The 13,487-nt window shown below is 67.3% G+C and carries 18 protein-coding genes and 1 riboswitch; of the genes, 8 read left to right on the top strand and 10 right to left on the bottom strand.

Annotated elements, in window-relative coordinates:
* The 4 genes from WBB07_RS03795 to WBB07_RS03810 all read right to left on the bottom strand — a co-directional run.
* Positions 1 to 551 (bottom strand): transglycosylase family protein (locus WBB07_RS03795; protein WP_526304924.1); only part of this gene is annotated, 551 nt, incomplete at its 3' end.
* A gap of 9 nt (positions 552 to 560) precedes the next feature.
* A riboswitch (cyclic di-AMP (ydaO/yuaA leader) is annotated at positions 561 to 746 on the bottom strand.
* A gap of 249 nt (positions 747 to 995) precedes the next feature.
* Positions 996 to 1,244, bottom strand: a complete 249-nt coding sequence (locus WBB07_RS03800; protein ID WP_526304926.1) for a MoaD/ThiS family protein — start codon at positions 1,242 to 1,244, stop codon at positions 996 to 998.
* A gap of 1 nt (position 1,245) precedes the next feature.
* Complete coding sequence (gene moaA / locus WBB07_RS03805; protein ID WP_526304928.1) at positions 1,246 to 2,316, bottom strand: GTP 3',8-cyclase MoaA; 1,071 nt, start codon at positions 2,314 to 2,316, stop codon at positions 1,246 to 1,248.
* Positions 2,313 to 2,717 (bottom strand): YccF domain-containing protein, encoded by a 405-nt coding sequence (locus WBB07_RS03810; RefSeq protein WP_526304930.1) that lies wholly within the window; start codon positions 2,715 to 2,717, stop codon positions 2,313 to 2,315. The genes moaA and WBB07_RS03810 overlap by 4 nt, the downstream gene beginning before the upstream one ends.
* Before the next feature lie 144 nt (positions 2,718 to 2,861).
* On the opposite strand from WBB07_RS03810, the gene WBB07_RS03815 reads away from it, so the two are divergent.
* From WBB07_RS03815 to WBB07_RS03825, 3 genes are all read left to right on the top strand, one after another.
* The gene (locus WBB07_RS03815; protein WP_526304932.1) at positions 2,862 to 3,275 is read left to right on the top strand and encodes a cold-shock protein; all 414 of its coding nucleotides are present in this window, start codon (positions 2,862 to 2,864) and stop codon (positions 3,273 to 3,275) included.
* 27 nt (positions 3,276 to 3,302) lie between these two features.
* Positions 3,303 to 4,328, top strand: a complete 1,026-nt coding sequence (locus WBB07_RS03820) for a glutathione S-transferase family protein (RefSeq protein ID WP_526304933.1) — start codon at positions 3,303 to 3,305, stop codon at positions 4,326 to 4,328.
* Between the two features lie 71 nt (positions 4,329 to 4,399).
* Positions 4,400 to 5,167, top strand: a complete 768-nt coding sequence (locus WBB07_RS03825; RefSeq protein ID WP_526304935.1) for a deoxyribonuclease IV — start codon at positions 4,400 to 4,402, stop codon at positions 5,165 to 5,167.
* 18 nt (positions 5,168 to 5,185) lie between these two features.
* On the opposite strand, the gene WBB07_RS03830 is transcribed toward WBB07_RS03825, so the two are convergent.
* Positions 5,186 to 5,680 carry a DUF2771 family protein gene (locus WBB07_RS03830; RefSeq protein WP_526304937.1) on the bottom strand — a complete coding sequence of 165 codons (495 nt, stop codon included), beginning with the start codon at positions 5,678 to 5,680 and terminating at the stop codon, positions 5,186 to 5,188.
* Positions 5,677 to 7,284: an MFS transporter gene (locus tag WBB07_RS03835; RefSeq protein WP_526304939.1), complete on the bottom strand. Its 1,608-nt coding sequence runs from the start codon at positions 7,282 to 7,284 to the stop codon at positions 5,677 to 5,679. Before WBB07_RS03835 ends, WBB07_RS03830 begins: the two co-directional genes overlap by 4 nt.
* 191 nt (positions 7,285 to 7,475) lie before the next feature.
* Here WBB07_RS03835 and WBB07_RS03840 point away from each other — a divergent pair, with 191 nt between their 5' ends.
* Entirely contained in the window at positions 7,476 to 8,447 is a 972-nt protein-coding gene (locus WBB07_RS03840) for a DUF3027 domain-containing protein (protein WP_526304941.1), read from the top strand.
* Between the two features lie 55 nt (positions 8,448 to 8,502).
* Here the strand turns inward: WBB07_RS03840 and WBB07_RS03845 are convergent, their stop codons facing one another.
* Positions 8,503 to 8,778, bottom strand: coding sequence for a DUF2530 domain-containing protein (locus tag WBB07_RS03845; protein ID WP_526304943.1), 276 nt, complete (start codon positions 8,776 to 8,778; stop codon positions 8,503 to 8,505).
* A gap of 88 nt (positions 8,779 to 8,866) precedes the next feature.
* Between WBB07_RS03845 and WBB07_RS03850 the strand changes: the two genes are divergently transcribed.
* The 4 genes from WBB07_RS03850 (at position 8,867) to WBB07_RS03865 (ending at position 10,799) form a co-directional block, all read left to right on the top strand.
* Positions 8,867 to 9,298 carry an Rv0880 family HTH-type transcriptional regulator gene (locus WBB07_RS03850; protein WP_526304945.1) on the top strand — a complete coding sequence of 144 codons (432 nt, stop codon included), beginning with the start codon at positions 8,867 to 8,869 and terminating at the stop codon, positions 9,296 to 9,298.
* Positions 9,295 to 10,134 carry a TrmH family RNA methyltransferase gene (locus tag WBB07_RS03855; RefSeq protein WP_526304947.1) on the top strand — a complete coding sequence of 280 codons (840 nt, stop codon included), beginning with the start codon at positions 9,295 to 9,297 and terminating at the stop codon, positions 10,132 to 10,134. Before WBB07_RS03850 ends, WBB07_RS03855 begins: the two co-directional genes overlap by 4 nt.
* Before the next feature lie 10 nt (positions 10,135 to 10,144).
* Positions 10,145 to 10,426, top strand: a complete 282-nt coding sequence (locus tag WBB07_RS03860; protein ID WP_526304949.1) for a DUF2537 domain-containing protein — start codon at positions 10,145 to 10,147, stop codon at positions 10,424 to 10,426.
* Positions 10,427 to 10,622: 196 nt separating this feature from the next.
* On the top strand, positions 10,623 to 10,799 hold the full coding sequence (locus WBB07_RS03865; RefSeq protein ID WP_526304951.1) for a hypothetical protein: 177 nt from the start codon (positions 10,623 to 10,625) through the stop codon (positions 10,797 to 10,799).
* Positions 10,800 to 10,809: 10 nt separating this feature from the next.
* Here WBB07_RS03865 and sepH read toward each other — a convergent pair whose 3' ends face one another.
* The 3 genes from sepH to map form a co-directional block, all read right to left on the bottom strand.
* On the bottom strand, positions 10,810 to 11,640 hold the full coding sequence (sepH, locus tag WBB07_RS03870) for a septation protein SepH (RefSeq protein ID WP_526304953.1): 831 nt from the start codon (positions 11,638 to 11,640) through the stop codon (positions 10,810 to 10,812).
* A 152-nt stretch (positions 11,641 to 11,792) separates the two neighbouring features.
* Positions 11,793 to 12,911 carry a phosphoserine transaminase gene (serC, locus tag WBB07_RS03875; RefSeq protein WP_526304955.1) on the bottom strand — a complete coding sequence of 373 codons (1,119 nt, stop codon included), beginning with the start codon at positions 12,909 to 12,911 and terminating at the stop codon, positions 11,793 to 11,795.
* 51 nt (positions 12,912 to 12,962) lie between these two features.
* The coding region (map, locus tag WBB07_RS03880) for a type I methionyl aminopeptidase (protein ID WP_526304957.1) at positions 12,963 to 13,487 on the bottom strand (525 nt) is incomplete at its 5' end.

Here is a 13,487-nt window from a genome sequence, read left to right on the forward strand (position 1 = left end):
GGTGCGGGCAGGGCCTCGGGGGCCGGCTCCGGTGTGAAGGCGGCGGGCACCACCTCGGGTGCCGGCGGCAGCGGCTCAGGCGCGGGCGGCGGGAAGTCGGGGGCCGGGGGCATCGGTGCGCCGTTGACGTCGGCGGCATCGAGCGGAGCGTTCAACGGTGCGGGCTCGGCAACGATGTTGCGCGGTGTGGAGCCGGACAGGCCGCGTCCGCAGACCGGCCAAGCTCCCTTGCCTTGGCTGGCGAGGACGCGCTCGGCGACCGCGATCTGCTCTTCCTTGGTGGCCAGGTGCGCCGACGGGGCGAACTCGCCACCCCCGTGACCGGACCACGTGCTGGGGGCGAACTGCAGACCACCCTGGTAGCCATTGCCGGTGTTGATCGCCCAGTTGCCGCCGGATTCGCAGCTGGCCACGGTGTCCCATTCGGAATCGGGGGCAGCTGCGGCGTGACCGGCGAGGGCTAGACCACTCCCACCGATGACGGCGCCGGTGAAGGCAACCTTGGCGACGTTCTTGGCCGATACGGTGGGCTTGCGGTGCCGTCCACTCATAGGTCGGTGTTTTCCTCTCTGTCGCGCCTGCGAGGTCAGCTGTCGGGTTCGGGCTGGAGAGGTTGCCCGGCCGGTGGCGATTCGTGCTGAACCGCTTTCGGCTTCACCCCAAGGAACCGCCGAAGCGATCCCGGGTCGATCTCGGTGGACCGGTGGGTCCCCCGCCCCCATCCAAGGGTTTGGTTGATCCCGCTGTCATGGATGGAGCTAGGCGCTGACAGTGGGATAGGTCTGCCGCTGGGTAGAGCTCGGCTGACTTCGGAGACGACGGTAATGCCTGAAATCCGAGCCGTCACCTTGCCGCCGTCCTGGCGTTTCGGTGCCGGGCAAATATTAAAGAATTTCTAAAACGCCACGAATTGAATGCGTTTCCCCTGGTCCAACGGGCTGTCTATTCCCCCGTAGCCAGCTCGTTATCCAATCGTGATGTGACGCAAATCACGGTCATCCGCCGGCAAACGGGGGTAATACGTCGATTGTTTGTCCCGATCCGATCACGGTCTGGGTGTCGCGGATTGCGATGCTGTCACAAAGATATGAACATCGCTGCAGGACACGGCCAAGCTGTGGGTCGCGTCGACTCAGCTCGGCGACCAACTCGGCCACCGTCGTCCCGTCCGGGACGGACACCTTCTCTTCATCCAGGCCCGCGGCCGCACGCGCGGCCGCGAAGTACCGGACCGTGACGCTCACCTCACCCACCGATGGCACTCATCGGTCGGTCGGGCTGCACAAAATCCGGATCATTGATGCCGTGCCCGGCCGCCTTGTTCCACATGGCCGAGCGCCAAGCGGCTTCGATCGCGTCATCGTCGGCGCCGCCGCGCAACAACCCCCGAAGATCGGTCTCGCTGGTGGCGAACAGACAATTGCGCACCTGACCGTCGGCCGTGAGCCGGGTCCGGTCACACGCCGCGCAGAACGCCTTCGACACCGAAGCGATGACGCCGACGGTCGCCGGGCCGCCATCCACACACCACAACTCGGCGGGTGCGGAGCCGCGCGGCCGCGGATCAGGAGTCAACACAAAATGCTCACCCAGGACCGCCAGGATCTGTCCCGCAGTCAGGATCTCGCCACGACGCCACTGGTGCCCGGCGTCGAGTGGCATCTGCTCGATCACCCGCAACTGATAGTCGTGTTCCACGCAGAACCGGAGAAGCGCCACCACGTCGTCACGCCCGGTTGCCGGGTCCAACACCGCATTCACCTTCACCGGACCCAGCCCTGCGGCATGGGCCGCCGCCAGGCCGGCTATGACATCGTCGAGGCGGTCGCGCCGGGTGATCGCCGCGAAGTGGGCGGCGTCGACGGTGTCCAGGGAGACGTTGACCCGGTTGAGGCCGGCGGTCGCCAGGGCCTGCGCACGTTTGGCCAAGCCGATTCCGTTGGTGGTGACAGCCATCTCCGGCCGCGGCACCAGGGCGGCGGTGGCCGCCACCACGTCCTCGAGGTGCGGCACCAGCATCGGCTCCCCACCGGTGAACCGAACCGTCGTGATCCCGAGCCGGGTCACCGCGATCCTCAACAAGCGGATCAGCTCGTCCGGGTGCAACATCTGCGCCTTCGGCATCCAGTCCAGACCTTCGGCGGGCATGCAGTAGGTACAGCGCAGATTGCAGCGGTCGGTCAGCGACACCCGTAGATCGGCCGCGACCCGGCCGAAGGTGTCGATCAGCGGACCGGTCGCCGGAGCGGGACCCAGCGAGGGCTGCGCAGCAGGCGCGCGCTGTATAGAGGGAAGGCCGAGCGCGGTCACCGTCACAGGCGGGCCTCCGTAGCGGTACGTAAACCGTCGACGGGAACGATGTCCTTACCGAGCGGCATCAACGACACCGGGATCATTTTCAGGTTGGCGATCGCCAACGGGATGCCGATGATGGTGATGGCCATGGCCACCGCGCTCACCAGGTGGCCGATCGCCAGCCAGATCCCCGCCACGATCACCCAGATGACATTGCCCACCAGCGCCCCGGGTCGAGTGCCCGGTTTGTCGACGATGGTCCGGCCGAACGGCCACAGCGCGTAGGACGCGATCCGCAGCGAGGCGAAGCCGAACGGGATGGTGATGATGAGGACAAAACAGATGAGTGCGGCCAGCAGATAACCCAACGCCAGCCAGAGGCCGCCGAAGATCAACCAGATCACGTTCAGTACCAGGCGCATCGTTCCTCCAGACGTTGTTCCAGCCTACCGAGTAACAGGGATGCTGCCGGCGGCACGGCCCGAGTAGGATCAGCTGCATCGCGTCCTGCGCAGGCGGGGCGCTTCCTTATGTTTCCAACACTGTCAGACAAGCAGGTGAAACCAGTGCCGACCGGCAAGGTGAAGTGGTACGACACCGAGAAGGGCTTCGGCTTCCTCTCCCAAGAGGAGGGGGAGGACGTCTATGTTCGTTCCTCGGCGTTGCCCGCGGGGGTGGACGGCCTCAAAGCAGGACAGAAGGTCGAGTTCGGTGTCGCTGCCGGCCGCCGTGGCCCGCAGGCGCTTCAGGTCAAGCTGCTGGAGGCCCCGCCGAGCCTGGCGCGCACCCGGCGTGAGGCTGCCGGCCCCGCCGAGCACAAGCACACTCCGGACGAGTTGCACGGCATGGTCAACGACTTGATCACCCTGCTGGAAGGCACCGTCCAGCCCGAACTGCGTAAGGGTCGCTACCCGGACCGCAAGGTGGCGCGGCGGGTGTCCGAGGTGGTCAAGGCCGTCGCGCGCGAACTGGACGCCTGACACCCACGGAACGGGCAAGCTGTAGTCATGGGCGATTACGTCGGAGCGGGCGAGTTCAGCCGGGACACCAACTACATCACCGATCGGATCACCGCGGACGGCCGTGACGGCTACCCGGTGGAACCGGGGCGGTACCGGCTGATCGTGGCCCGGGCCTGTCCATGGGCCAACCGGATGATCATCGTGCGCCGGCTGCTCGGACTCGAGGATGTGCTGTCCATCGGCTTCTGTGGGCCGACGCACGACTCGCGCAGTTGGACCTTCGACCTCGATCCCGGCGGCGTGGATCCGGTGCTGAAGATCCCGCGTCTGCAGGATGCGTACTTCGCCCGGTTCCCGGACTACCCGAAGGGCATCACGGTGCCCGCGATCGTCGAGGTGGCCACCGGCCAGGTGGTCACCAACGACTTCGCGCAGATGACGCTGGACTTGTCGAGTGAATGGACTGCCTTCCACCGCGAGGGCGCGCCGCAGCTCTACCCCGAGCCGCTGCGGGCCGAGATCGACGAGGTGGCCAAGCGGATCTACACCGAGGTGAACAACGGCGTCTACCGGTGCGGGTTCGCCGGCTCGCAGGACGCCTACGACGCTGCCTACGACCGGCTGTTCACCGCCCTGGACTGGCTCAGCGAGCGGTTGTCGACTCAGCGGTATCTGGTGGGGGACACCATCACGGAGGCCGACGTGCGGCTGTTCACCACGCTGGCCCGCTTCGACCCGGTGTATCACGGCCACTTCAAATGCAACCGCAGCAAGCTGGCCGAGATGCCGGTGCTGTGGGCCTATGCCCGGGATCTGTTCCAGACACCGGGATTTGGCGACACCACCGATTTTGTGCAGATCAAGGCGCACTACTACATGGTTCACACCGACATCAATCCGACAAAGGTGGTGCCCAAGGGCCCGGACCTGGTCAACTGGCTGACGCCGCACGGTCGAGAGGCGTTGGGAGGCAGGCCCTTCGGTGATGGGACGCCGCCCGGGCCGACGCGTGAGAGTGAGCGGGTTCCGGCCGGCCACGGCGCCGAAGCCGGCGAGGGACGAGCCGGCTGAGAAGGCCGGGGCCCATTCAACCCGGCCACGGCGCCGAAGCCGGCGAGGGACGAGCGGATTAGGCTGAGCGCATGGCTTTGTTGGGTGCACACGTCGATTCCGCTGACCCGTTGACGGCTGCCGAGGCCATCGGTGCCGAGACGGTCCAGTTCTTCATGGGGGACCCGCAGGGCTGGAAGAAGCCGCCACCACACCCGCTCGCGGACGCATTGCGCGAGAGTGAGCTGGCCATCTACATCCACGCGCCCTATCTGATCAACGTGGCCAGTACCAACAACAAAATCCGCATCCCGAGCCGAAAGATGCTGCTACAGCATGCCGAAGCCGCCGCGGGCATCGGTGCCAAAGGGCTCATCGTGCACGGCGGGCACGTCACGGCCAAGGACGATCCGGCCGTCGGTATCGAGAACTGGCGCAAGGCCTTCGAACGGCAAGAAGAGGCCGGTGGCTTCCCGCTGCCCATCCTGATCGAGAACACCGCCGGTGGTGAGAATGCCATGGCCCGCAAATTCGATCGGCTGGCCATGCTGTGGGACGCGGTGGGACAGTACGAACCCGGTTTTGTCCTCGACACCTGCCATGCCTGGGCCGGCGGCGAGGATCTCGACAACATCGTCGACCGGGTGAAGGCGATCACCGGCCGGATCGACCTGGTGCACGCCAACAATTCGCGCGACGCTTTCGACTCCGGTGCCGACCGGCATGCCAATTTTGACGCGGGAACCTTTGATTCACAGGTCATCGCCGACATCTGCCGTGCCGCGGGCAGTGACGTGATCATCGAGACGCCAGGTGAGGGAGTCGCCTCTGATCTGGAGTACCTGCGCGCCCGCACCTAGGGCAGCGGGTCCGTCAGCTCAGTCCCAGACGAACCGGATCGACCATTCGGCGTGCGGGACCTCGCGGATCTCTTCGTTCTCGTCGGTCACCAACGTCAGCAACTGCACCGCCAGACCGGTCATCCGGCCACGTTGCGGGTCCACCGTCGGCAATGTCGCCGCCAGTTTCGTGTTGGGGCGGAAGGTGCTGATGGTGGTGTTGTCGGGATCCTCGTACACCAGCATCAGCCGCCACGGCGCCGCCGCTATCGCCTGGGGTACCGACAGTTGCACCTTGTTCCGCTCGGTGACGTGCAACTCGCCCTGACTCTGCGGCGTCGCACAGTCATTGAGGTCCAGCACATTGCAGTACAGGAATGGTCCGGCGAGCGCCAGCTGCCCGCCGGTGAAGGCGCTGATCTCGGGCAGCGGGTGCCCACCGGGATCGCGGGCCAGTGCCCACGCCAAGGTGCCGGTGCCCACCGACCCCAGTACGACGGCGGCCGTGGTGGCGGCTGCGACGATTCGTTTCACTTCCTGGTCACCACTGATGTCACCGAATGATCCACCCTTTCCTGTTCGACCATCACCGGCCGATTACCGCCCAAGCCCGGAATCAGGGAGTTCCCGCGGAAACTCACAATGGTCTGCGCCAGCCCGGGGATGAGTAGAGCGGTGATGGCGGTGAAACCCACCCACAGGTCGGTGTAGACCAGCACACCCACCGCGCCGCCCATGACCCATGCCAGCTGCAGTACCGACTCCGAGCGTCCGAACGCCGATGCCCGTGACTCCTCCGGCAGATCGTCCTGGAGCGAGGCATCCAGGGATGCCTTCGCGATGGCGCTCGAGCCCGACGTGATCAGCGTGGCCACCGTGACCACCGCCAGGTTGCCGGTCAGTGCGGCCGCCAGTGCGGAGGCGCAGACGGCGATTGTGGCGCGGACCACCAGGACCGACGGTCTGCCGAGTTTGAGTCGCGCGGCGGTGAAGTTCCCGGCGAAGTTGCCGACACCGGCGGCCACCCCGATCAAGCCCAGGACGGCCAGCTGCTGCCAGCCGGAGGCGTCGTGCGATTTGGCGACAAACGCCGGGTAGAGGAACAGGAACCCGACCATCACCTTGATGGTGCAGTTGCCCCACAGCGACGTGATGATGTTGCGGCCCAACGGCTGGCGTAGCGAATTGGCGGACGTTTTCGGCGGTGGGCGATGTGACGGGGAACTGTGATCGTGGTAGCTCAGGGTGGCGGGCACCTCGCCCTCGGTGACCTCGACCCAACTCGGGATCTGCATCGCCAGCCAGATGCCCGCGATGCTGACGACCACGACGACGTACAACGCGCCGGGCATCTGGAACATGTAGGTCAGGGAGTACTCCACCCCTGCGGCGATACCGCCGCCCACGATGGTGCCTCCCAGCAGCCCGAACATCGTCAGCCGGGAGTTGACCCGAACCAGATCGATGCTCGGCGGCATCACCCGGGGCGTGACCGCGCTACGTAGCACCGAGAACGATTTGGACAGCACCATCATCCCGAGTGCACAGGGATACAGCACCCACGACGGGAAGCTGCCGGTGGCGCTGTCGTAGTTCATGATCAGGATCAGTGCCAGCACGGTGCGCAGCCCGAACGACATGGCCAGCGCCACGCGGCGGCCATGTTGCAAGCGGTCCAGCGCGGGTCCGATCAGCGGTGCGATCACCGCAAACGGGGCGATGGTGATCAGCAGATACAGCGCGACCTTGCTCTTGCTCTCCGCGGATGCGGCCGCGAAGAACAAAGTGTTGGCCAGGGCGACGGCCATCGCGGCATCGATGGCGAAGTTGACCACCACCGGCCAGGTGAGTGCGGTCAGGCCGGATTTGTCGGCGCCGTCGGCAGTGGCGGCGCGGTGCACCAGCCCGTACACCGCCGAACCCATTTCCCGGCTGCGCAGCTTCGCGGCCCGGGTGACGGTGATCCGCTGCGTGGACTCGGTGCCGGGGCGCCGCTGGGATGAGCCGGTGCGGCGGTCCTGCGGGTGGGCTTCGGTCTGATCCTCGTGCAGCGGCGGCAGGTAGCGGTTGGCGCTGGGGGTGGGCGGTGTACGTCGGGTCCGGCGGTGGTCCGGCTCGTCGCTGGGGTAGTTCGCCATGCCCGGATGCTCGCCGTGGTGCTGCGGCCGCGGGCGTCTTGCACCCGGCCCCGGGCCCGGGGTCGGGTGATCACGCCGCCGTTGTGACACGGCGTCGATTCTTCCCTATCCGCGGTGGTGCAGTCGCGCAGGCAGTTGGGTGTGGCGACCGATGTGGCTTGAGGGGGCGCACTCAGGCAGTATGAGAGGCGATGGACAGCATGATCGAATCCATGGAATCACCAGCCGAGACGACCCAGGACGTCACTCCGGCGGTGTTGGCGACTCTTCTCACCGGTGCCGTCGATGTCGCTCGCGCCGCCATCGAAGAGTTCAGCGGCGCCACCGTTGGCGAGTATCTCGGTGTCACGCACGAAGACCAGACCTCGGCGACCCACCGGTTCCTGGCGGAGCTGCCCGGGTACAACGGTTGGCAGTGGGCGGTCGTGGTGGCCGCCTATCCCGGTGCCGAACACGTCACGATCAGCGAGGTCGTGTTGGTGCCCGGACCGACGGCGTTGCTTGCGCCGCAGTGGTTGCCCTGGGATCAGCGGGTCCAGCCCGGCGACCTGAGCCCCGGTGACCTGCTGGCTCCGCCCGTCGATGACCCACGTCTGGTGCCGGGTTTCCTCCTCAGCGGCGATCCGGAGATCGACGAAACCGCGGCTGAGATCGGGCTGGGGCGCCGGCAGGTTCTCGGTCAATGGGGTCGCGACGAAGCGGCCCAGCGGTGGCATGACGGTGACTTCGGTCCCGATTCGGCGATGGCCCGATCGACCAAACGGGTGTGCCGCGACTGCGGGTTCTTCCTGCCGCTGGCGGGTGCTTTGGGCCCGATGTTCGGGGTCTGTGCCAATGAGATGGCTGCCGACGGACATGTGGTGGATTGCACCTACGGCTGCGGTGCGCATTCGGACACCCCGGGATCGTCGGGCGCCGGCTCGCCCCTGTACGACCCGTACGACGACGGCGTGCTCGAAGTCGCACCCAACGAGGTCAGTACCTCTGGCGAGAGTGTCTCCGACGAGAGTGTCTCCGACGAGAGTGTCTCTGAGGACAGTGCCGCCGACGAAAGTGGCTCTGAAGTCAGTGCCACCGATGACGGTGCTGCCGACGCGGGCGCTTCTGACGAGGGTGTCTCCGAAGATGGTGCCGCTGACGAAGGCGCGCCGCTCCCGAGCTAGCCGCGGGGCGGCGGGCATTGCTGACCCGCTCTACGCTAGTTTGCTAGAAATGCCGTCACGTTCGTTTTTTACCGATGGTGAGCCCTGTCTGGGCGCCGCGGGCGCCGCGCTGGGCGGCGCTTCGCTGCCACAGGTAGATCGAGGTGCCCACCAAGCCGGTCGCCAACCCCGCGATACTGACCGGGCGCCACTCGTGTAGTGCGGAAACAGTGAACGACAGCACGGTGACGACCAGCCAAGCGGCGATTCCGACCGCAATCACGCGCCACGGCTCGAGCAGCCCTGGTGGCAGTGGGGGCGGCTCGGGGGAGCCGGCGGTCGGCGAGGACATGACTGTTCACGGTAGTCGATCAGCTGGCGTGCCGGGTAGGACGGCGTTTGCCCGGTGTAATTGTCGCGCCTGTCGTATCGTTTGCGATGTGAAAGATGTCGACACCCGGCTCGCCAGTGACCTCTCGCTTGCGGTCGTTCGGATGGCGCGTCAGTTGCGGTTTCGGCGTCCGGAATCGCAGGTGTCGATGTCCCAGCTTTCGGCGTTGGCCACTCTGCTCAAGGAGGGCGCCATGACACCGGGTGCGCTTGCGGTCCGGGAGCGGGTCCGGCCACCGTCGATGACGCGGGTGGTGGCGTCGTTGGCGGAACAGGGCCTGGTGGCCCGCACCGCGCACCCGGTGGACGGACGGCAGGTGCTGGTCTCGGTTTCGGATGCGGGCGTCGACCTGGTGGAGTCGGAACGACGCGCCAGCCAGGAGTGGCTGCAGCGCAGGCTCGCCCAACTGAACCATGATGAACGGGTGACTCTCAAACGCGCCGCCGTCCTGTTGTCGGCCATCGTCGACGAAGGCGCGTGAGCGCCGGCTGCCGCGGCGACGCCGGCCCCATCGATATCGACGATCCCGCCGATCTCCGTCTGGACGATTTCCGCGATCTCAACAGCATCGACCGGCGTCCCGACCTGCCCAGTGGCAAGGGATTGGTGATAGCCGAGGGTGTCTTGGTGGCGCAGCGGATGTTGGCGTCCCGGTTTTCACCGCATGCCCTGCTCGGCAATGCCCGTCGCTACGAGGAGCTGCTGCCCGACCTCGCCGGGGTGGACGTGCCCTACTACCGGGTCAGTCCCGAGGTGATGGCCGAGGTTGTCGGGTTTCACCTCAACCGTGGCGTACTGGCCGCGGCGCGGCGGGCGCCGGAACTGTCGGTGGACGAGGTGCTCGCCGGTGCCCGCACCGTGGCCGTGCTCGAAGGGGTCAACGACCACGAGAACCTGGGGTCGATCTTCCGGAATGCGGCCGGCCTCGGTGTCGATGCGGTGGTGTTCGGCGCCGGATGTGCCGACCCGTTGTACCGCAGGGCGGTGCGGGTATCGATGGGGCATGCATTGCTGGTGCCGTTCGCGCGGGCGCTGTCCTGGCCTGCTGATTTGAACAAGCTGCGGGACAACAATTTTCGTATGGTGGCGATGACACCGGGGGCGGGTGCGCTGCCGTTGGGCGACGCGCTTCCGGCTCTGGGCGACCAGCGAGTGGCGATTCTCGTCGGTGCGGAGGGGCCGGGACTGCGCGAGTCGACCATGCGCGCCAGCGATGTGCGGGTCCGGATCCCGATGTCCCGCGGCACCGATTCGCTCAATGTGGCGACGGCGGCAGCGTTGGCGTTCTACGAGCGAGCCCGCAGCGCCACGAATTAAACTCCCCATCGTGACCGATGATTCCCCGCCGTGGGCAACGGGTTTGACCGTGGCCGCGTTTGTGGCCGCCGTTGTCGCCACCGCGATCGTGGTGCTGACCATCGGCCTGCTCCGGGTGCACCCGCTGGTGGCGGTGGGGCTCAACGGTGTGGCCGTGGGTGGGCTGGCGCCGACGGTGTGGGGGTGGCGGCACCGGCCGGTGGTGCGATGGTTTGCGCTGGGTTCCGGGGTGGGCGTCGCGGTGGCCTGGGTGGCGCTGCTGGGTCTGGTGTCGGCGGGGGTGACGGCATGACGGTCCAGTTGTTCCGGGCATGTTCGAGCGCATGGTCATTCCCAAGAACGCCGACCTGATCGAGCGGTTCTACCACCCGGAGTCTGTCATGTACGCCGACGGGATGTCGCAGACGTTCGACGAGTTCGCGGCCAGTCACCGGACGGTGTAGCAGAGCCCCATCGCCTACGCGGTCGAGTATGACGAGCAGGCCTGGGTGGAGGCAGGGGACAAAGTTGTGGGCCGGATGTGGATCACCACGTCACGCCCGGGGGAGACACCCACCCGGATCGAGATCGTGGTGATCGCCGCCTACCTGGACGGCCGGATCCACCGTATCTGGGAGACGACGTGGCCGAGCTGGCGCGCGGTGGCGGCGCTGGAGAACTACTGACCGACCAGTTCTAGCGGTCGCCGCTGGACCGCACACCAAGCAGGACGTCTTCCCAGGCCGGGATGGTCGGCTTCGCCTTGCGTGCTCTGGCGGGACGTTCGGTGCGTTCCGGTTGTGCTGGTTCCGGTGTGGGCGCCGCGGCGGCCGGCGCGGCCGGAGCCTGCAGTTGCGGCTTCTGCTGCTTCGGTGGCTCTACCGGGGCGTCGAAGTCGAGCTGAGCGATGGGCGCCACCGAGCGCAGCGGCCGATCGAAGCGTGGGTTGATCAGCTCACTGGCCGCATCGTCGACAGCGGTCACGGTGCCGCCATGGGCGCCCGGGGCAAACCGGAAGTGCGCCACGTTGTCCGACCGGCCCGCCTTCCACGCCAGCTGGACCGTCCACCGGCCGTCCTCGTTGCGCCAGGCGTCCCAGTTGGTCGAATCCGGGTTGAGGCCGCGGGCGACGAGTGCGCTGGACACCGATTCCAGCAAGGTCAACACCGCGGGACCGTCGGCCAGCACCGGGTGCGCCGCAGTTGCCAGTTCAGCGGCACGGGCCCGCTCCAGCAGGACCGGGTGGGCAAACCGCTCGACCCGGGAGATCTCGACCCCGGCACTCTTGGCGAGTTGCTCCACCGATGCGCCGGCGCGGATCCGGCTCTGAATGTCTTTGGGGCGCAGCATGCTGGTGACCTCGATGTCCATTTGGGTTTGGTCCAGACGGGCTTTGTCACCGCGAACGGCAGCCCGCAGTTTGTCATCGATTCGCAGCCGATAGGCGCTGCCTGCGGTATCACCGTCGATCTCGATCAGGATGTGTCTGCCATCGACATCGAGTCCAACGACCTTCAGATCTCGCATGGCGACCTCCTTGGGGCCACCGTGCCGGGCCCGAGTATCAGGGACCTTACGGCAGCGCGGCGCTGCCGCGGTGCTGACACGCGGGGGTTGGCCGAAACGGGACGCAGATGGCACGGCGCCGTCGCTGCGCCGTGCCATTCAGCCGCCCGGAATCAGAGGCGCTCGACGACCCAATCGATGCATCGGGTCAGTGCGCTGACGTCCTCGGGGTCGACGGCCGGGAACATCGCCACCCGCAGCTGGTTGCGGCCGAGCTTGCGGTAGGGCTCGGTGTCGACGATGCCGTTGGCGCGCAGGATCTTGGCGACGGCGGCGGCGTCGACCGAATCGTTGAAGTCGATGGTGCCGACCACCTGGGAGCGCAGCGCCGGATCGGCCACAAATGGTGTCGCATACGACGTGCCCTCCGCCCACGAGTACAGCCGCTGCGACGAGTCGGCGGTGCGCTTGACCGCCCAGTCCAGGCCGCCGTTGCCGTTGAGCCAGTCGAGCTGCTCGGCCATCAGCAGGAGTGTCCCGATTGCCGGGGTGTTGTAGGTCTGGTTCTTGAGGCTGTTGTCGATGGCGATCGGCAGGGACAGGAACTCCGGCACCCACCGGCCCGACGTGGCGATCGCCTCGACGCGGGCCAGCGCCGCCGGGGACATGACGGCCAGCCAGAGTCCGCCGTCGCTGGCGAAGTTCTTCTGCGGCGCGAAGTAGTAGGCGTCGGTTTGGGTGATGTCGACGGGGAGCCCGCCCGCTCCGGACGTGGCGTCGATGACCACCAGCGCGTCGCCGGCACCGTCGGGCCGGTACACCGGGACCGCCACCCCGGTCGACGTTTCGTTGTGCGCCCACGCCAGGACATCGGCGGCCGGGTCGGCCTGCAGTGCCGGCGCGCTGCCTGCGTCGGCCTTGATGACGATCGGGTCCCCGACAAACGGGTTCTTGGCCACCGCCGAGGCGAACTTTGCGCTGAACTCGCCGTAGGTCAGGTGCAGTGATCGCTGGTCGACGAGGCCGAAGGCGGCGGCGTCCCAGAATGCTGTCGACCCGCCGTTGCCGAGGATGACCTCGTAACCGTCGGGAACCGAGAACAGTGCCCGCACTCCGTCGCGCACCCGTCCGACCAGGTTCTTGACCGGGGCCTGGCGGTGTGAGGTCCCGAAGAGTTCGGCACCTTGGGTGACCAGGGCTTGTAGCTGTTCGGGCCGGACCTTGGAAGGGCCGCAGCCGAACCGGCCGTCGGCGGGTTTGAGGTCGGCGGGAATCGTCAGCTGCTCAGGCATGGTGCCAAGACTAGGTCCGGCGGGCGGGTGCGGAGCGACCCGGGGGGGAGGTTATCGGGTGAGGATTCGCGGCCCGTCGGCGGTCACAGCCACAGTGTGCTCGCTGTGTGCGGCGCGGGCGCCGCTGACGGTGCGCAGCGTCCAACCGTCGGGATCGTGGAGGTAGTCCTCGGTGCCGTCGCCGATCAGCATCGGCTCGATGGCGATGACCAGGCCCGGGCGCAGTTTCATGCCTTTGCCGCGGCGGCCCTCGTTGGGGACGTCGGGGCTCTCGTGCATGGTCCGCCCGATGCCGTGTCCGCCGTGGTCGGCCAGCAGGCCGTAGCCGTCCTTGCGTGCCGAGGCGGCGATGGCGAATCCGATGTCACCGAGGGTGTTGCCGGGCCGGGCGGCGGCGATGCCCGCGGCCAGGGCACGTTCGGAGGCGGCGATCAGGTCGGCATCGCCGGGGCTGCCGGCGCCGATGGTGAAGCTGCGGGCCGCGTCGCCGCACCACCCGTTGAGCACGGCGCCGAAGTCCACCGACACCAGGTCGCCGTCGGCGAGGACCTCATCGGTGGGGACACCGTGTACGAC

The organism is Mycobacterium sp. (assembly GCF_049647605.1).
In the GTDB taxonomy this organism is placed as follows: Bacteria; Actinomycetota; Actinomycetes; order Mycobacteriales; family Mycobacteriaceae; genus Mycobacterium.